Annotated in this window: 15 protein-coding genes, 3 tRNA genes and 4 pseudogenes; 17 read left to right on the top strand and 5 right to left on the bottom strand. The window is 55.0% G+C overall.

Translation table 11 applies throughout. The features are described from left to right. Positions 1-89: 89 nt before the first annotated feature. From FHR87_RS13860 to FHR87_RS13830, 7 genes and pseudogenes are all read left to right on the top strand, one after another. The gene (locus FHR87_RS13860) at positions 90-1832 is read left to right on the top strand and encodes an alpha-amylase family glycosyl hydrolase (RefSeq protein ID WP_183167309.1); all 1743 of its coding nucleotides are present in this window, start codon (positions 90-92) and stop codon (positions 1830-1832) included. A 31-nt stretch (positions 1833-1863) separates the two neighbouring features. Continuing rightward, entirely contained in the window at positions 1864-3510 is a 1647-nt protein-coding gene (locus FHR87_RS13855; RefSeq protein ID WP_183167308.1) for an alpha-glucosidase, read from the top strand. Between the two features lie 140 nt (positions 3511-3650). Continuing rightward, positions 3651-4118, top strand: coding sequence for an integrating conjugative element protein (locus FHR87_RS13850; RefSeq protein ID WP_221189850.1), 468 nt, complete (start codon positions 3651-3653; stop codon positions 4116-4118). 2 nt (positions 4119-4120) lie between these two features. Continuing rightward, positions 4121-5707: pseudogene (traD, locus tag FHR87_RS13845) on the top strand (type IV conjugative transfer system coupling protein TraD); the annotation flags it as partial. After that, positions 5700-6972 (top strand): annotated as a pseudogene (locus FHR87_RS13840) (conjugative transfer ATPase); the annotation flags it as partial. The pseudogenes traD and FHR87_RS13840, both read left to right, overlap by 8 nt. Then, positions 6969-7280, top strand: a complete 312-nt coding sequence (locus FHR87_RS13835; protein WP_246336042.1) for a hypothetical protein — start codon at positions 6969-6971, stop codon at positions 7278-7280. The pseudogene FHR87_RS13840 and the gene FHR87_RS13835, both read left to right, overlap by 4 nt. Beyond that, positions 7222-7347: pseudogene (locus FHR87_RS13830) on the top strand (integrase core domain-containing protein); the annotation flags it as partial. The gene FHR87_RS13835 and the pseudogene FHR87_RS13830, both read left to right, overlap by 59 nt. A 56-nt stretch (positions 7348-7403) precedes the next feature. Here the strand turns inward: FHR87_RS13830 and FHR87_RS19670 are convergent. Both FHR87_RS19670 and FHR87_RS13820 read right to left on the bottom strand, forming a co-directional pair. Continuing rightward, positions 7404-7571 (bottom strand): annotated as a pseudogene (locus FHR87_RS19670) (transposase); the annotation flags it as partial. A gap of 253 nt (positions 7572-7824) precedes the next feature. Then, a complete protein-coding gene (locus FHR87_RS13820) occupies positions 7825-8028 on the bottom strand; it encodes a hypothetical protein (protein WP_183167306.1) in 204 nt (67 codons plus the stop codon). Positions 8029-8796: 768 nt separating this feature from the next. On the opposite strand from FHR87_RS13820, the gene FHR87_RS13815 reads away from it, so the two are divergent. Then, complete coding sequence (locus FHR87_RS13815; RefSeq protein WP_183167305.1) at positions 8797-8967, top strand: hypothetical protein; 171 nt, start codon at positions 8797-8799, stop codon at positions 8965-8967. Between the two features lie 627 nt (positions 8968-9594). Here FHR87_RS13815 and FHR87_RS13810 read toward each other — a convergent pair. Together FHR87_RS13810 and FHR87_RS13805 are read right to left on the bottom strand one after the other, a co-directional pair. Continuing rightward, positions 9595-9670: transfer RNA gene (locus FHR87_RS13810), tRNA-Gly, on the bottom strand. A gap of 2 nt (positions 9671-9672) precedes the next feature. After that, a tRNA-Glu gene (locus FHR87_RS13805) sits at positions 9673-9748 on the bottom strand. A 149-nt stretch (positions 9749-9897) separates the two neighbouring features. Between FHR87_RS13805 and FHR87_RS19665 the strand changes: the two genes are divergently transcribed. From FHR87_RS19665 to FHR87_RS13790, 3 genes are all read left to right on the top strand, one after another. Then, on the top strand, positions 9898-10167 hold the full coding sequence (locus tag FHR87_RS19665; protein WP_183167304.1) for a hypothetical protein: 270 nt from the start codon (positions 9898-9900) through the stop codon (positions 10165-10167). A gap of 109 nt (positions 10168-10276) precedes the next feature. Further along, the gene (locus tag FHR87_RS13795; RefSeq protein ID WP_183167303.1) at positions 10277-10501 is read left to right on the top strand and encodes a hypothetical protein; all 225 of its coding nucleotides are present in this window, start codon (positions 10277-10279) and stop codon (positions 10499-10501) included. Between the two features lie 35 nt (positions 10502-10536). Next, positions 10537-10740 carry a hypothetical protein gene (locus tag FHR87_RS13790; RefSeq protein ID WP_183167302.1) on the top strand — a complete coding sequence of 68 codons (204 nt, stop codon included), beginning with the start codon at positions 10537-10539 and terminating at the stop codon, positions 10738-10740. On the opposite strand, the gene FHR87_RS13785 is transcribed toward FHR87_RS13790, so the two are convergent. Further along, positions 10719-10795 (bottom strand) — tRNA-Met (locus FHR87_RS13785). The genes FHR87_RS13790 and FHR87_RS13785 overlap by 22 nt on opposite strands. A 287-nt stretch (positions 10796-11082) precedes the next feature. Between FHR87_RS13785 and lptF the strand changes: the two genes are divergently transcribed. The 6 genes from lptF (at position 11083) to FHR87_RS13755 (ending at position 17396) form a co-directional block, all read left to right on the top strand. Beyond that, on the top strand, positions 11083-12156 hold the full coding sequence (gene lptF, locus FHR87_RS13780; RefSeq protein WP_183167301.1) for an LPS export ABC transporter permease LptF: 1074 nt from the start codon (positions 11083-11085) through the stop codon (positions 12154-12156). Further along, positions 12153-13235: an LPS export ABC transporter permease LptG gene (gene lptG, locus FHR87_RS13775; RefSeq protein ID WP_183167300.1), complete on the top strand. Its 1083-nt coding sequence runs from the start codon at positions 12153-12155 to the stop codon at positions 13233-13235. The genes lptF and lptG overlap by 4 nt, the downstream gene beginning before the upstream one ends. Before the next feature lie 218 nt (positions 13236-13453). Further along, on the top strand, positions 13454-14638 hold the full coding sequence (locus tag FHR87_RS13770; RefSeq protein WP_183167299.1) for a CDP-alcohol phosphatidyltransferase family protein: 1185 nt from the start codon (positions 13454-13456) through the stop codon (positions 14636-14638). Beyond that, positions 14631-15593: a diacylglycerol/lipid kinase family protein gene (locus tag FHR87_RS13765; RefSeq protein WP_183167298.1), complete on the top strand. Its 963-nt coding sequence runs from the start codon at positions 14631-14633 to the stop codon at positions 15591-15593. The genes FHR87_RS13770 and FHR87_RS13765 overlap by 8 nt, the downstream gene beginning before the upstream one ends. A gap of 8 nt (positions 15594-15601) precedes the next feature. Next, complete coding sequence (locus tag FHR87_RS13760) at positions 15602-16570, top strand: hypothetical protein (protein ID WP_183167297.1); 969 nt, start codon at positions 15602-15604, stop codon at positions 16568-16570. Positions 16571-16625: 55 nt separating this feature from the next. Then, the gene (locus tag FHR87_RS13755) at positions 16626-17396 is read left to right on the top strand and encodes an aspartyl/asparaginyl beta-hydroxylase domain-containing protein (protein WP_338021255.1); all 771 of its coding nucleotides are present in this window, start codon (positions 16626-16628) and stop codon (positions 17394-17396) included. Positions 17397-17413 lie beyond the last annotated feature (17 nt).

Below are 17413 nucleotides of genomic sequence, written 5' to 3'. Positions count from 1 at the left end.
CGGGCGAAGCAGCTCGCTTACTCACTGGAACCGCAATCAATAGCGACATGATGCGCCAGTACGATCTCGTAAACAGAGCAGGTTTTACGATGCTAGTGACAGCGAGACCCTGGTGGCGCGATGCACAAATCAACCGCCGCGCCTCGATCATGGCTCCGCCCGGCGAAACCCGCTGGAAGGAAGAATGGTGGGAAAACGCGGTGATCTACCAAGTTTTGCCATGGAGTTACAAAGACAGCGATGGTGATGGCATCGGAGACCTGCAGGGCATCATTGAACGGTTGGACTACATCGGTTCACTGGGTGTCGATGCCATCTGGTTGACCCCGATCTTCGTCTCACCGATGGACGATCTGGGCTACGATATTACCGACCACCATCAGGTTTCGCCCTTGTTCGGCAGCATGGACGACTTCAAATGCTTGCTGGAGTTGGCTCACAAGCGTGGTCTACGCGTGGTGCTGGATATGGTCTGGAACCATACGTCGAACCAGCACGAGTGGTTCCAGCAAAGCCGTCAGGACCGTAATAACCCCAAGGCTGACTGGTATGTCTGGGCCGATCCGGGTAAGAACGGTGGGCCGCCCAATAATTGGCTGTCATCGTTTTCCGGTGACAGCGCCTGGCACTTTGACGAAATACGCCAACAGTATTACTTGGCCAATTTTCTGGCTAGTCAGCCGGACCTCAACTGGTTCAACGCTGAGGTTCGCGCCCAAGTGCTGAACTGTGCACGCTTCTGGCTGGATCTGGGCATCGACGGCATGCGCTTGGATGCTGTGAATTTTTTCTGCCATGATCCACAACTGAATGACAATCCCATCCGTGGTCAGAACGATCCGCTGCCGCACGGCATAGACCCTGACAATCCTCTGGCCAAACAGCGCTTCTGCAACAGCTTCTGCCGTCCGGAAACTCTCGACATGCTAGCGCCGTTGCGTCGATTGGTGAATCAGTATCCCGGCGTGATGTTATTGGGTGAAGTGATAGAGGCAGATGACTCGATCCGTCTCGCCGCGCAATATACTGCTGGCGATCAACGTCTGCATTTAGCCTATCATGGCGGCCTATTGTTTAAAGAGCGGATGAGTGCCAGACGATTGCGCGAAGTAGTCGGGCAGGCGCTGGAAGAATTCGCCAACGGTGGTGCCTGCTGGATCGTCGGCAACCATGATTTTGGTCGTCTGCATTCGCAGTGGAATGCAGCCAATGAGCCATATCCGCGCGAATTTTATCTGATGATGGCCGTGCTGCTGCTAGTGCTACCCGGCGCTTTTTGCCTCTGGCAGGGTGATGAACTGGGCTTCAATGAGGCACGGATTCCCGAGGATATCTCACCCGAACAACTGCGTGATCCGTTCGGCCGGCTGATGTACCCCAAACTTAAAGGCCGGGATGGTTCGCGCACGCCAATGTCTTGGACCAGCGAAGAGCCGAACGCCGGATTCACCACGGGCACGCCCTGGTTACCAATTTCCAGGACGCATTTCGAGTGTTCCGTTGCGGCTCAGCAATCCACTCCGGATTCGCTGCTCAACCACTGGCGCAGCCTGCTGCACTGGCGCATGACCCAGCCAGCGCTGCAGAGCGGTAGCGCCCGACTGCTGGATCTGAACGAACACGTCTTCGCTTTGCTGCGCGAGGAAAGCGAGCAGCGCCTGCTATGCATCTTCAACCTTTCCGATCAAACCGTCAGCGTAGACCTGCGCGAATTCGGCCCGCTGCTCCCCGTGCAGGGTATCGGCTACCGCAAGCAGCTCGACTCAATTGCCGAACTGGCACCCTGGGATGTTGTGCTGGCCGATATGCCAGTTCCGTCCGAAAAACGCTGATCGGTCCCACTCTACAACGTGAGGATTCACCATGACTCAGGATTGGCGACGCGATGCCGCCATTTACCAGATCTATCCACGCAGCTTTCAGGATTCCAACGGCGATGGCATTGGCGACCTGCAAGGTATTCGCGAGCGGTTGCCCTATGTCGCCTCGCTGGGTGTCGATGCAATCTGGATCAGCCCTTTTGTTCGTTCACCGATGAAAGACTTTGGTTATGACGTGGAGGATTACTGTGCCATCGAGCCAATGTTCGGTGATCTCACCGTTTTCGATGCGCTGCTGGCCGATGCCCATGAACTCGGCCTCAAAGTACTGATGGATCAGGTCTGGAACCATACTTCCGATCAGCATCCCTGGTTTCGTGAAAGTCGGGAAAACCGTGACAATCCCAAGGCCGACTGGTACGTCTGGCAAGACCCTGCACTTGACGGTGGGCCACCGAACAATTGGCGGGCTACTTTCGGTGGTAGCGCTTGGCAATTCGATGACATTCGACGTCAGTACTATCTGCACAACTTTCTCGATTCACAGCCGGACCTGAATTGGTATAACCCGCAAGTACGCCAGGCCATTCTGCAAGTTGGACGCTTCTGGCTGGATCGTGGCGTGGATGGTTTCCGCCTCGACGTCATCAACTTTCTTGCCTATGACCGTTCGCTCGCTGACAATCCCGAGCGCCCACCCGATGTGCCGCGGCCTGCCGGAGCCGGGCACACTGACCCTTATTTCGAACGGATCAACCGAGGCACCGTGTGCCGTCCGGAAACGTTAGAGATGCTCGGTGACATCCGCCAGATGGCGGACGACTATCCCGGTACTGTGCTATTGGGCGAAATCTCTTCGGCTGAAGACAGCCTGGCCGATGCTGCCGATTACGTTCGTGATGGCCGCCTGCACCTGGCTTATAATGCGTCGCTGATCAGTGACGAGCCATTCACCGCTATCGGCTTGCACAACTTGTTGACCCGTACGCTCGAACTGTTCCCACATCATCAGCTGTGCTGGACTTTCGGCACTCACGACTTTCCGCGACTTAAAGGCCGCTGGATAAGATCCAGTCAGCATGAGGCGATTCTCGAACAACGCCTCGACGTATTGCTTATCTCGCTCTTGGTCGGCCTTCCCGGAGCCTGTTGCATCTACCAAGGCGACGAACTCGGTCTGACTCAAGCGCAACTTACTTTCGAGGATTTACGCGATCCTTACGGTATCGCCAATTGGCCGAACCTCCATGGTCGCGATGGTTGCCGCACACCGATGCCCTGGCAAGCAACATTACCGCATGGCGGTTTCAGCCAAGCCCGCAGCAGTTGGCTGCCGATGCCAGCCGAACACCTGCCGCTAGCCGTTGACCGTCAGCAAGGCGAAGCCGGCTCGCTGCTTAATACCTATCGACGTATGCTCCTCTGGCGTCGCCATATGCCAGCTCTGCGTGGCGGCGAAACCAAGCTGTTTTCACCTCAGGGCAACGTGCTTATTTTCGAACGCGGTGATGGCGAGAACCGCATTCTATGCATCTACAATTTCGCTCCCGAACCTGCAACTCTGGATCTAAGCACGCTGCCTGACGCCAACAGTTGCTACAAACTCTGCGAAGAGGTTTCGCCTGAAGCCAGGCTAAACGCGCAGGCACTCCAGCTACCTGCATTTGGTGTGTCTTTCCTATTTGCATAGAAGCAAAACAGAAGTGGTTCTATTGTGGATCTGCCGCAGTAAGGCCACGGTTTGTCTTAGTTGTGAGGTTGCGAGACGTCATCATCGACATGATTCATGAGCGGCTTCAGCTTGGTTAATCCAAGATCAGAACCCAACCGTTGTTGGAGCCTTTCCAAGGGTGTCAGCCCATTCAAAGCGCGTTGCCTTCGTCGGGTACTGAACCCTACTACCAGGCGCTGAGCATCCAGCCCGAGGCAGACGCCTCCCCCGTCATCCCGCCCCCCTCACGGCGCGTCACCGATGCCGACATGCTGCCGGTCCAGACGCAGAACCTGACCCCAGGTCGGGTAGCCCGCCGAGCAATCCAGGCCCCCGGCCTGCGGCCCTTCTTTATGGTCGGCGCCGATGATATGTCGCAGCAGTGGCTGGTCGAGCGCGCCGCGGCGCTGGAGGCCATGGGCGCGATGGGCATGGTGGTTCAGGTGGCGTCGGCCGAGCAGCTGGCGGACCTGCGCCGTCTGGTACCCACGCTCAACCTGCTGCCCATTGCCGGTGACGATGTGGCGGCTCGCCTCGCGCTTGAGCACTACCCCGTGTTGATTACTGCAACCAGCATCGAGCAATAACCATGACGGTCAAACATCATGCAATCGAGGCCTTGCTGCGGCCTCCGGTCGAGCTCTATACGGTCTTCGTCTGTCTCTGCGGGGCGTTTCTGAGCCTCGTCGCTCCCTGGTCCATCGCCCTGTCTCCCGAATTTGGCTATGCCTCGGCGGGGTTTTTTCTGTTCTTTGGAGGGTTGCGGTTCCGCCAGGGCATGACGGTGCTGCGCTATCAGCGTAATTTGCGCCGTCTGCCGCGCTATGTCATGACCAGTCGCCAGGTGCCGGTCAGCCATCAGCGGCTTTTTATCGGGCTGGGCTTCAAGTGGGGGCAAAAGCATACCCAGCGGCTCTTGCAGACCTACCGGGCCGAGTATCGCGCCTACGTGGAACCCAAGGCCTCCTACGTCTATGCCCGGCGGCTCGAAGAACGCCTGGAGCAGGCTTCCTTCCCGCTGGGCTTGATTCCACGCCTGACGAGCTTGGATACCTGGCTCAACCCGGTACGACCGTTGCCGCCAGTAGGCGGTACGCCACGGCTGCATGGTATCGAGCCGGACGAGGTACCGGTCTCCCTGCCCTTGGGAGAGCGGGTTGGGCATTCCATCGTGCTGGGCACGACGCGGGTCGGCAAGACCCGGCTGGCCGAGCTGTTCGTGACCCAGGATATTCGCCGGGGCGAAGTCACCATTGTCTTCGACCCCAAGGGCGATGCGGATCTCTTGAAGCGCATGTACGTGGAAGCCAAGCGCGCCGGGCGAGAGGGCGAGTTCTATATCTTCCATCTGGGCTGGCCGGATCACTCCGCCCGTTACAACGCGGTGGGGCGCTTTGGACGGATCAGCGAGGTGGCCAGTCGGATTGCCGGGCAGCTCTCCGGGGAAGGCAACAGCGCGGCGTTTCGCGAGTTTGCCTGGCGTTTCGTCAACATCATTGCCCGTGCCTTGAATGAGCTGGGTCAGCGCCCGGATTATCTGAAGATCCAGCGGCACGTCATCAATATCGAAGGGCTGTTTCTGGAGTACAGCCAGTATTTCTTCAGTCAATACGATCCACGGGCCTGGGAGAAGATCGTCGAGATCGAGGGCAAGCTGAACGACAAGAACATTCCCTTCAACATGCGAGGCCGGCCCGTGCGGATTGTGGCAATTGATCAATACCTGTCGCAGATTCGGGTCGATGATCCGGTGATGGACGGGCTGCGCAGTGCCGTACGCTACGACAAGACCTATTTCGACAAGATCGTGGCCTCGCTGCTGCCGCTGCTGGAAAAGCTCACCACCGGGCGCATGGCCGAGCTGATTTCGCCCGATTACAACGACCTCAACGACCCGCGTCCGATCTTTGACTGGATGCAGATCATTCGTAAGCGCGGCATCGTCTATGTGGGGCTGGATGCGCTGTCAGATCCGGAGGTCGCGGGAGCGGTCGGCAACTCGATGTTCTCCGACCTGGTCTCGGTCGCGGGGCATATCTACAAGCATGGCGTTGACGATGGCCTGCCGGGAGGCGAAGCCGGCAACAAGATCCCGATCAACGTGCATGCCGATGAATTTAACGAACTGATGGGCGATGAATTCATCCCGATGATCAACAAGGGCGGCGGGGCCGGGTTCGGGTAAGTCGGCCACGTTGAATTACCTGATCAGCCAGGCCATTGCGATGTACCGCCCTCGCCTGTTTATCGTGGAGGCTGGTAACTCCTTTGGCCTGCTCAGTGAATTTGCCCGGCGGCTGGGCTTGACAGTCAACCGGGTGCGCCTGGCCCCGGGCTCCGGGGTCAGCCTGGCCCCCTTTGCCGATGCGCGGCGGCTGGTGGCTCCTGACAAATTCAAGACACTGAAGATCGAGTAGCTCGATGACGACGCGCCGCAAGCGGCGGCCGCCGAGGATGACGAGCGCGACATCCTCGGCGCGCTGGAGATCACGGCGCGCCTGATGATCACCGGGGGCGAGGTGAAAGAAGAAAACCGCATGACCCGCGCCGATCGCAGCATGATCCGCCAGTGCATCATCAACGCCGCACTGGCGTGCGAAGCCCAGAACTGTACCGTGCTGAGCGGGCATGTTCGGGATGCCCTGCGTGCGGCCGGGGGGGGATGACAGCCTGCCTGAATCCCGGCGTAACCGCCTGCTGGAAATGGCCGATGCCATGGATATGTTCTGCCAAGGCGCCGATGGCGATGTCTTCAACCGTGACGGCACCCCCTGGCCGGAAGCCGATATCACCATCGTCGACTTGGCCACCTATGCCCGCGAGGGCTACAACGCCCAGCTCTCGATTGCCTATATCTCCTTGATCAACACCGTCAACAACATCGCCGAGCGCGATCAGTACCTGGGCCGGCCCATCATCAACATCACCGATGAGGGTCACATCATCACCAAGAACCCCCTGCTCTCGCCCTATGTGGTCAAGATCACCAAGATGTGGCGTAAATTGGGCGCGTGATTCTGGCTGGCGACGCAGAACGTCGATGACTTACCGCCTGAAGCCGCGCCCATGCTCAACATGATCGAGTGGTGGATCTGCTTGTCCATGCCGCCGGATGAAGTGGCCAAGATCGCCAAATTCCGCGAACTGAACGACTCGCAGCGCACACTGATGCTCTCGGCACGCAAGGAGAAACACAAATTTGCCGAGGGCATCATCCTCTCCAAGTCGATGGAAATTCTGTTCCGCACCGTTCCGCCGAGCCTGTATCTCGCCCTGGCGATGACCGAACCTGAAGAGAAGAACGAGCGTTACCGCCTGATGAACGAATTCAACTGTGACGAGCTGGGAGCGGCCATCATCATGGCCGAGCGTATCGATCAGGCCCGAGGCCTGGAGGTTCTAAAGCAGGATGAGATGGGGTGGATAGGAGGAGCCCCATGAGCCGAGCGATGGATACGCTGACCCAGCAACTGATTGAGACGCTGACCGAACTGTTGCGGAGCCATCCGGCGGCGGCGCTGCAATCGCTGCAGGTGGGCGCACCGGCCCTGATCGATTCACTGGAACAGATCAAGTTGCGGGCAGTGGATCGACGTGAAATCAATGCCCTGTTGCAGCTTCATTTTCCGCAGGCAGATGAGGCGAAGGACGCGCTGTTGCAGTTACCCGTGGAGGTGAGCTTTAAGGGGCCGCATCGAGCATTTACCCGCGTGGCTGCATCAGTACAACTGGCATCGGCCACACGCTAGCCTCGATTACCTGCCTCCAATCAGCCGGCTTGCTTCACTGAACAACCTACTGGGTTTACACAGCTAACGCGTGCCAACGTGAGCGCAAGGCGCATGCAATGGGCTTGCTGCGGCTCCTGCTTCTCACACCCGCCATTCACTGTCCGCCAGCTTCTCGATGTTGTGCATCATGCAGTACAACAGGTGCCATTGTGTGTTGACTTTGCCGTGCCCGTGTAGGTTGAAGCGCGCCAGTCGCTTGTTATGGCGCAGGTTGCCGAACACCGGTTCGACCGTGCCGATGCGCCGGCCGTAGCACCTGCGACCTTATGGCGAGTCGATGGCAGTGTGCATGTGCGTGATCGCATCGTCGCGTTTGACAACTACTTTGGGTTCCATCCAGTCAGGACTGCGCTCGCCGAACAGATAGGCCTTGCGCGCCGGTGTTCGATCCGGATAGCGCAGGCACTTCGCTCGAAGTTCACAAGGGCCACAGTCGTCCGGACTGGCCTTGTAGTCCTGGCGATGCAGCCCCTCCCCTTATCCACCAATGTAGGTGCTGCCATTACTCACCAGTGTCTTGCCCGCCGGACAGAGGCAGGTGCCGTCCTCGCGGAACTCGAAGGCGCTCGTCACGCTTGCGCATCGGCTTTTCGGCGATCAGCGCGGGAATGCCTCGCGCGTCCAGTTCGCTCAGATCGAGTTCGTGATCGACCAGATAGTCCCGTGCGAAGGCGAAGCTGCCCGGCACGATCTGCTCGGACAGCACAGGCCGTTGCGCTCTTGGGGCTTGTAGTAAGACATGGGCAATCTCGGTTGTCTCGAACTGTCGAATTTACCGTTAGAAGTAGGCCATGGACGAAGTTTTTTTACACCCTCAACGGCAATCCGGTCGATCCGGGCACCCAAATCTCTCCCTATCAATCCTGCATAACCGCCCTACTCCGACACGAATGACCTGGTCACGTGCGCAGAAGGCATTAGGTCAGAGCAAGGTATGCTCATATAAAGTAAAGGCGAAAATACAACTGTAGTATTTAGATACATTGAATCAGGCAAACAATATCATCATAACTATTTCTGTAGTTACAGAAGTAGTTATGGAAATCGAATTCAACTCTGTCAAAGCGGCCAAGACTCTGGATGAGCGCGGACTGGACTTTAGTCGCACTGACGAAATATTCCAAGCTTGAGCCCGTCGAGTTGCAAAACAGCCGTACAACTGCCTCTCATGACATACTGAAGGAACTTGGCCTAGGCGGGCAATTGGCACCCCTGTCGTTGTCTGCCGCTCAGCCAGGAGCCGGCACATGATCCAAGGGGAAACGGTGTCCAGTGTTTAGGGGGCTCGTTCACCGGATGTGGAGCTTAGGCGGCTTCGATGGTTATTCAGGCGCTTGTAAAATTTTAATTAAGGCAATATTCACGTTGCATCTCCGTCGATCTGATGCCTTCACATTTTGTGAACTCCGGCCAGTTGGCTTCACCAAACAAAATAAGTACATCTCACTTATAAAAACAAAAGGAGGGACATGAAATGATCGATCACAGCGGCATACCGTCAAAAGAGATTCTTCGCCAGAATACTGTTTCAGAAAAGAAGCAGAAATCAGTCAAGCAAGACACAAATGTGATACTTGATAAAGAAGGAACGCCTTGCGACACAAGTGGTGTACCTAAAGAGACCGTAATCAAGAGTAAAAAGTAGTGCCATTAGTGGGTTAGGCACACCAAATACCCCACTACCAAAGCTTCCCGAAGCCCTGCCAAGCGCAGGGCTTTTTCGTTTCCGCCGCAAAGCAACCAAAAACACAATTTAGGGATTGTTGGCATTTAGAGCGAGGAGCGCTATTTTTTGATTGCCACGTTGCTTGATCTGAGCGCGACACTGAATGTGCATCGGCTCCAGCAGCCGACTGACGCCGGCTTGAGTAGCTTTACGGCTCACCAGTCAGTCCTGCCAACAGCGGTGCCGCAACCAAGGATCATGAATAGTGAAGGCGAGCGAAACAGGGTAAGGCACGGACGAGGACACCATGGCCAATGTGCAGTCCAGCTTCGATACTGTGCCGGTCAGTTGCTTTAGCCTAGCGAACCGCCATCTTAGAGAATGTCATCGTTCAAGATCTTAACTGACGTTAGAGTTTGAGCTAGATGCCGGTTCCGCCTACCGCTCGCTCCCAGCAAGAATAGGGAAGCGCGTGCACCTGAATCTATGGACTGAAAAGTCCTGGATGCGGGATATTCCAATGATGCTCACTGAAATAAAAACAGGGACTTTAGTCCCTGTTTTCAAAGATTTACAGAACCACACAGAACTCTGTAAATCATGTATTGGAGCGGGAAACGAGACTCGAACTCGCGACCCCGACCTTGGCAAGGTCGTGCTCTACCAACTGAGCTATTCCCGCATTGGCGTCCCCTAGGGGACTCGAACCCCTGTTACCGCCGTGAAAGGGCGGTGTCCTAGGCCACTAGACGAAGGGGACGTAGCCCGGAACTTAGCAGCTTTGCTGTTTTTCCGCCTTCCGTTTACTTTACCTTTTGAGTTCCGCATCGGAAGTGGCGCGCATTTTATTGGCACTTAAATAACCCGTCAACCTGTTATTCAAGAATTTAGTGAAAAAACAATATTGCTATGATTGCACCCGATCGTCAGTGCATCGCTGCCGCCGCTCTGGAAACGCTGAATGCGCACCTGGCGTTCGAGTTGGCGGTGCTGCAGATCGATTTCCTTGAAGTCGCCGTCGGTCTTTTGCTCTTTCAGCATCAACTGAACCAGCCGGGCCTCCAGGGCGCCGCCGATGCGCTCGACGTTATCCGCCCGATCTCATTCGCCATAGCAGTTCGATTTGTAAGAACGCTCCCTACATCTCCGGCTCGTTGTTCGCGCCGCTTCCGTTCCTGACCATACCCTCATCGCTACCTGCAGTCGCACTCATCCGAATTGAGGACATCCCCCATGAAGAAATTCCACTTCAAGTTCTTCCGCGTCGCCACCGAGGGCGCGACCATCAATGGCCGCAACTGAATTCGAGCGGGCTTTCCACCTGCAGTTACGCGGTAAGGTCGGGGCAGAAAATCGCCATGCGGCCCTATTACAGCGTGCGGATGAGCTGGATCAGCAGATCAAGAATCTAATCGAGGGCATTGCCACGGTCGGTATATCAGCCTCACTCGCTGAACGCCTGAAAAGAGCTGAACGCGAGCGCGATAGCATCGCCAGGCAGATCCACGAATAGCTGCAGCGGAGAACGCATCACTCGATATTTGAGGTATGTTCAGCCGCCTGCTGATTAATTTGACCGAAGCACTCAGCCGCAATACCACCCAAAGCCGTGCGGTACTGAAGGATATCTTTGAGGAAGTGAACATAGAACTGCGCGGCCCGGAAGTATGGGCCCAGATACACACAAGCCCCGAACTGCGCATGGCAGTCGGGGCCTATGATGATAACACTGGTTGCGGGAGCCGGATTTGAACCGACGACCTTCGGGTTATGAGCCCGACGAGCTACCAGACTGCTCCATCCCGCGTCTGTGAGGCGGCATTCTACAGGGTAAGCACGGCTTGTCAAACACGATCTAAAGAAAATCAAATATTTGCCTGAGCCGAACCCTTATTGTCGAATCAAGCGATATCGCCTTTGGCCGGTATCCCAGCCGGCCGAGCACATTTATTCAGGCAGTTTCGCTATAGTGCCAGCCCTGAGATGGCCTCTTGCCCGATAGCGAATATTGCACGGGCCAATCCGCAGGCCGGGCGGACATACACTCGCATGCTGAATTGATCGGCGAGATTTTAGAGAAGGGTTTTCAACCTCATGTTTTTAATAGAGCGATATATCATTTCCGAGGTTCGCCGCCCTTTTCTGACCATGGTAGGAGTACTTGCTTTCATCTTTGCCATGTACTCATCCAAGCGCTACTTGGCAGAGTCTACCAACGGCACCATGGCGCTAGGTGTCGTAATGGATCTTGTGTATTACAGGGTCCTGGTCGCTTTGGAGATGCTGATTCCCGTTGCACTTTATGTCTCAGCCGTGCTCAGTCTGGGGCGTCTGTACAACGATAGCGAAATGACGGCGATCTCCGCCTCCGGGATCAGTCCTGCACGAATTTACCTGGCAGTCGCCATTCTGGCGATTCCAATTTCCATAGCTGTAAGCCTGTTATCCATGTATGGGCGCCCCTGGGCGTATGACAGTGCCTATCAACTGGAACGGATGGCAAAAACCGAGTTGGACGTGACGCATCTGCAACCTGAACGCTTCAATATCAACCAGGAAAACGGCCGGATGATCCTGGCTCAGCACATCGATTACAGCAATGGCCATCTTCATGACGTACTCATTTACGATGTGGGCAATCGCAAGAGTCACTTGCTGCGTTCCGAAGAAGCCTGGATTGCCGACCCTACACCCAGTGACCCCATTCTGGAGATGAGGGCAGGCGACGCCTATGCGCTTCATTACCATGAAACAGAGGATCAAACGACTCGCTTCAGTGAAATGAAAATGCATTTTTCGCCTATCGAACTGAAAGACAATTACAAGCGCAAGGCTGCTTCCAATGCCGAACTAAAAGCAACTGGTAAACTTTCCGATCTGGCGGAATTACAGTGGCGCCAGTCACGCGGCATAAGTACCCTGCTGCTGGCGCTGCTTGCTGTCCCGCTCAGCAAGACGGCTCCCCGGCGCGGCCGTTTTGCCAAGATGCTGCCAGTCACTCTCGTTTATGCCGTCATCTTTTATGCAGGCAGTATCTGCAAGGACATGGTTGGCAACAATGCGCTGCCGCTCATGCCCGGAATGTGGATTATTCCGCTCATCATGGGACTTGCCATACTCATTCTGTTGAAACGCGACATCGGAAGTTCACGGATTCGTCTCGCATGAAAATCGTCGATAGATACCTGCTGCGAAACATGTTTCTCGGCTTTGTCGCAGCCGCCGCCCTGCTGCTCCCGCTATTCAGCGCGCTGGATTTGGTTAATGAGCTCGACGACGTCAAGCAAGGCGGATATCGCCTGATACAAGCAGTGGAAGTCGTCATGATGACGCTTCCCCGCCGAATCGTTGAACTGGGGCCATTCATCGCTCTGCTGGGAGGAATCGCAGCACTGGGCCAACTCGCCCAGACTCAGGAATTGAGCGTTCTGCGAGCAGCCGGTATTTCCGCAACACGGATCAGTATGACGACCCTGCTGGCTGGCCTGATCCTGGCTGGCCTGATCGGTATGATCGATGAGTTCGCTGCTTCGCCATTGCAGCAAAAAGCCCTGCAGATACGCACCCAGGCCATAGCCCTAACAGACAAGGACAGTCCTAAGGACGATAGTATCTGGGCCCGCAAAAGCAATTACTATGCCCGGATTGATAGATTGAGCGCCAACCATATCCCCACTCACCTGGAAATATTCGGCTTCGACGAAAACAAACAGCTCAAGGAATACATCTACGCCGAATATGCGGATATTCAATCCGGCAAATCCTGGTTATTACATGATGTACGAGTGAAGAAGCAAAACGGCTCCGAAGAAACCTCTGAACATTTCGATGAGCTGCCATGGCAATCGATCTTTCCGGAAACACGCCTGAACGAAGTGAATTTCCCCCCGGAGAGCTTTTCATCGCAGCAACTTTATCGCTATATAAAATTTCTTCACGAAACGGGCCAGCCATCGGCTCAATATTCAGTAGCTCTATGGCAAAAGGTAGGTACCCCGATCCTGGCGCTTGCGATGATTCTTTTCGCAGTGCCTTTCGCTTTCAGCCAAGTAAGATCCACAGGACTCGGTGCTAAACTTTCGCTTGGCGCCATGCTTGGCCTGCTGGTCTACATGACTAACAATATCATTGCCAGTCTCGGTATCCTGTTCAAAATCAATCCAGTTCTGGTAGGTACACTGCCAGCCATTATCATGTTTGGTATAGCGATGCTAGCGGTTACCCGCTTCGATACTGGAAAATATTGATGAACTCCCGATAATCAGCAGTAAATTCTGAAAATTCATTAGCTTATTAAGCAATACTTAATTTTTTCCTTAAAGACTGCAGCACCGTAATCAAGCCGGCGCTGCACTCTCTGTTTACCAAGTTTGAGTAACGGCTTCCTTAAAATATTTCATACGCGCAGACGGCAATGAAAAAGATGCGTTTTCATTGCCTTTATACCGAATTCAAGGCATGAGACATGACAATCCAGATCTATCTCGTAGGTAACTGCACTATTCCTCTCTGGGGAATAACGTCCCGGGAAAGACTCAAGCGAACCCTTAAGAAGTATCCCGAGGCACAGTTGGCCGCAGCCGATGCTCATTTGCCAACCGCTGGGAAGATCCTGCTGTTGCGAGAAGATTATCTATACGATGACCGAGTATTGAATGGATTGCTGAAAACCGCAGATGTTGCGTTGCAGGATCCACGCGACGGAACCGTTATTGCTGCCCATGTTTCAACCGAGCTGCTTGGTGGCATGGCTCAGCTGGAAAGCCAAGCCATTGAGAATCTGCGTCTGGTACAGCCGGATACCATTGCCTCGGGTTTGATAACGCAACTGCGCAAATTCGACCAGCCCTGGGTTGCGCGTGTTTCGCAAACCAATCGCCAGCATCTGGAAAAATCGCTATTCAATGGCGCTTATAAAGGTGTCACGGATTTCATTACCCGGGGTGTCTGGCCAGTACCTGCACGCTGGGTCACGCACAAGTGCGTCAAGCTGGGACTGAGTCCGAACCATGTCACCACAGCCAGCTACGTACTCGCCATTCTGGCCAGTTGGCTTTTCTGGGAAGGAAACTATGGTCTGGGCTTGATAGCGGGCTGGATCATGACCTTCCTCGATACAGTGGATGGCAAACTGGCTCGAGTCACCGTCACGTCTACCCGCTTCGGCAATATCTTCGACCATGCTCTGGATATCGTACATCCGCCGATCTGGTATCTGGCCTGGGGCATGGGGCTCGCAGCAACCTGGCCATTCGATATATCGCTGACTGCCGTTATCTGGGTGATTTTCATTGGCTATCTGGCCGGACGCCTCTGCGAAGGCGCATTCAAGTTCGCCGCACCCTTCTCGATGTTTCTCTGGCAACCCTTCGATTCGCTCAATCGCCTGATTACAGCGCGGCGTAATCCAAATCTTCTACTGCTGACACTGGCCTGTTTCGCTAGTCGCGAGGATATTGGACTGGTGCTGGTTGCGGCATGGACAGTCATTTCCACACTGGTGCTGGCAGTGCGTCTTGGCTGGGCGCTGGTGCTGAAACAGCGTGGTACCCAGTTGCAATCATGGCTAAGCCAGATCGACCCGCAAGCCGACGGTCATCGCCCGGTCGTCCGGCTGTTCGCTCCCCGCTCCGGGTTGGCAGATGCCTGAAGCGTGCTCACCCTGCCGGGTAGGAATCCTTCTGAATCCGCACAGCGGACGAACCCGCCGCCGGCTTCAGCAGTTGCGCGAAATCCTGGTTTCGGTACCGGATGCAACCGTTCTGGAAGTAGCCTCACCAGGAGAAATCGCACACGCGCTGAAGCTATTACCGGCTGATCCTTCCGATGTGTTGGTCATAATTGGTGGTGACGGAACTCTACAAGCCACACTGACGGAACTATTGCGAAGCACCGATAAAATTCCCGCCTTGCTGATAGTGCCGGGCGGTACTACCAACATGAGTGCTGGCGCTCTCGGGACTCGTTTGAACCCCGAAGCTGCACTACGCGCCTTGTCAGCATGGTTGCAAGCGGAAGGAAAGCCTCCCAGACAAGTGGAAAAAGCCGTTCTGCGCATCGAAGATGGCATTTCCTCTGGCCCACACTTTGGCATGTTCTTCGGCACTGGAGCCATAGCCAGTGGCGTCCGCTACTTTCATAGCCAGATAAAGCCAAACGGAATCCGTGGAGCCTTAGGGCCAGCACTGGCCTTCGGTCGACTACTGCTCTCATCGCTCACGGGCAAGAGCAGCTCATTGCTGCCCATTACCTCTACAAGGTTGAGTGGGAATGGCATGGTTTGGGAAGGTAATTGGTTATTCACCCTGGCTTCCACACTGGATAAGCTACTTGTCGGCTGTCGCCCTTACTGGGGGAGTGAACCGGCTCCGGTGCATTTCACAGCCATTACCCACTCACCTCGTCGTTTCGCCCGGGTATTGCCTTTTCTGTTATGCGGCAAAGGCGCCAAGGTTGTTCAAGAACAGGACGGCTATATCAGTCACAATCTCGACAACCTGATCCTTGACACAATGGGTGACTATATCCTGGACGGCGAGCAATATCAGGCCAGCGGTGCTATCCGGATTTCGGCAACGGCCCCGCTCCGCTTTCTGATTTATTGAGCAGATCGATGAAAAAGGCTGTTTCCCTTGTCCAACCACCTGCTGCGCTACTTGCCGAAGTGGCAATGCAAGTCGGCCGTCCCGTATTACCGGAACTGAACGCACTCGCCGACCAGGCAAGTGCCCGCTTCGGTGAAGCAGTCATAGCGGTTCTTTTCTACGGTTCCTGCCTGCGTAGCGGCAATCCAAGCGAAGGTCTGGTAGATCTCTATTTGATCGTCGATGACTATGCCCGCGCTCACCCCAACCTTCTATTGCGTTGGGCCAATATCTGCCTGCCACCCAATGTTTATCTGCTGCAGGCACATACCGATGACGGGAAAATCTTACAGGCAAAGTGCGCCCTGCTGACGTTGGAAGATTTCGAACGTGGCACTGCTTGCTGGTTCCAAAGCTACTTATGGGGGCGCTTCGCCCAACCATCCCGGCTTGTGCGAAGCAAGGATGCATTCGTTGCGCAGCGAATTCATGCAGCCCTCGCACGAGCGGTCCTGACTTTGCTGTCCCGAACCATTCCCTGCCTACCTGAATACTTCACCGCCGATACTCTCTGGCATCGGGCGCTAAGCCTCAGCTATGGCACCGAATTGCGCCCCGAAGCAGCGAGACGACCAACTGAGCTACTCGAATACGACAGAAATTACTATCACCATTTGTTCCTGGCTGCGCTGCCGATGTTAGATGGAGTAAAGCGCAATGCTGACAAGATAGATGGTTATCGTAACCTTTCAGCAAACCCCGACTACCTGAAAAGCCAGCGAGAGTGGAAGCTACGGCGCACTCAGGGACGACTTCTGAATGTGTTGCGCCTGGTGAAATCGGTTTTCACTTTCGACAATGGTGTGGATTACGTCGCATGGAAGCTGGAGCGACACACCGGTCAGGTGCTGGAGATCACTCCACGTTTACGCCGTTACCCATTGATTTTCTGTTGGCCGATACTGTGGCGATTATTAAAAGAGCGTCATCTGCGATAATCCGGATAGATGAAATCTCTTCAACCTTCACATCATATCCAGCAAGAGGCAAACGGTGGAAAACCTGACTAAAGACGTCGATACCAATCTCGCCCAAAAACCCAAGCGCAAGAAACATCGCCCCAGCGTCGCAATCGGTTTGTGGATCATCAAACGAGTGGAAAAGGTAATCCGACATTATTCGACAGTGCCAACCACGCCATTTCTCGATCCTGCGCAGTTTTCCTGGACTCCATTACTGCAAGCCAACTACGAAGTGATCCGCAAGGAACTGGAACAGGTGCTGCGCAATAAAGAGCGCATTCCCAATTTCCAGGATATTTCCAAGGATCAGACCAACCTGACCCAGGATGATCGCTGGAAAACCTTTTTTCTATATGGCTATGGCTACAAGATGGATGGCAACTGCGCGCAATGCCCGGAAACCACCAAAATTGCTGAATCCATTCCGGGAATGTTCACCGCTTTCTTCTCGATTCTTGAACCAGGCAAGCATATTCCCATACACAGAGGTCCCTACAACGGCCTGCTGCGTGCCCACCTTCCCCTGATCGTGCCTGAACCCAAAGAACAGTGCCGCATCCAGGTCAGTAACGAAACGCACCATTGGGAAGCCGGTCAATGCATGGTTTTTGACGATACCTATAAGCATCAGGTCTGGAATGATACTGATGGCGTTCGAGTCGTCCTGTTCCTGGACATCCGCCGACCGCTTGCCTGGCCGGGATCATGGTTCAATCAGCTGATCCTCAAGCTGATCTGCTGGTCACCATACATTCAGGATGCCCGAAAAAATCACAAGGCCTGGGAACGCGGTCTGGAGTAGTAAAACGATAACTCCCT

Source organism: Azomonas macrocytogenes (genome assembly GCF_014191985.1).
In the GTDB taxonomy this organism is placed as follows: Bacteria; Pseudomonadota; Gammaproteobacteria; order Pseudomonadales; family Pseudomonadaceae; genus Azomonas; species Azomonas macrocytogenes.
This window is presented reverse-complemented; position numbering and strand designations above follow the sequence as displayed.

Coding starts and splice junctions, on each gene's coding strand:
- FHR87_RS13860 (WP_183167309.1), top strand. CDS start 90: ATGCTAGTGACAGCGAGACCCTGGTGGCGCGATGCACAAATCAACCGC.
- FHR87_RS13855 (WP_183167308.1), top strand. CDS start 1,864: ATGACTCAGGATTGGCGACGCGATGCCGCCATTTACCAGATCTATCCA.
- FHR87_RS13835 (WP_246336042.1), top strand. CDS start 6,969: ATGAGCCGAGCGATGGATACGCTGACCCAGCAACTGATTGAGACGCTG.
- FHR87_RS13815 (WP_183167305.1), top strand. CDS start 8,797: ATGATCGATCACAGCGGCATACCGTCAAAAGAGATTCTTCGCCAGAAT.
- FHR87_RS19665 (WP_183167304.1), top strand. CDS start 9,898: ATGATTGCACCCGATCGTCAGTGCATCGCTGCCGCCGCTCTGGAAACG.
- FHR87_RS13795 (WP_183167303.1), top strand. CDS start 10,277: ATGGCCGCAACTGAATTCGAGCGGGCTTTCCACCTGCAGTTACGCGGT.
- FHR87_RS13790 (WP_183167302.1), top strand. CDS start 10,537: ATGTTCAGCCGCCTGCTGATTAATTTGACCGAAGCACTCAGCCGCAAT.
- lptF (WP_183167301.1), top strand. CDS start 11,083: ATGTTTTTAATAGAGCGATATATCATTTCCGAGGTTCGCCGCCCTTTT.
- lptG (WP_183167300.1), top strand. CDS start 12,153: ATGAAAATCGTCGATAGATACCTGCTGCGAAACATGTTTCTCGGCTTT.
- FHR87_RS13770 (WP_183167299.1), top strand. CDS start 13,454: ATGACAATCCAGATCTATCTCGTAGGTAACTGCACTATTCCTCTCTGG.
- FHR87_RS13765 (WP_183167298.1), top strand. CDS start 14,631: ATGCCTGAAGCGTGCTCACCCTGCCGGGTAGGAATCCTTCTGAATCCG.
- FHR87_RS13760 (WP_183167297.1), top strand. CDS start 15,602: ATGAAAAAGGCTGTTTCCCTTGTCCAACCACCTGCTGCGCTACTTGCC.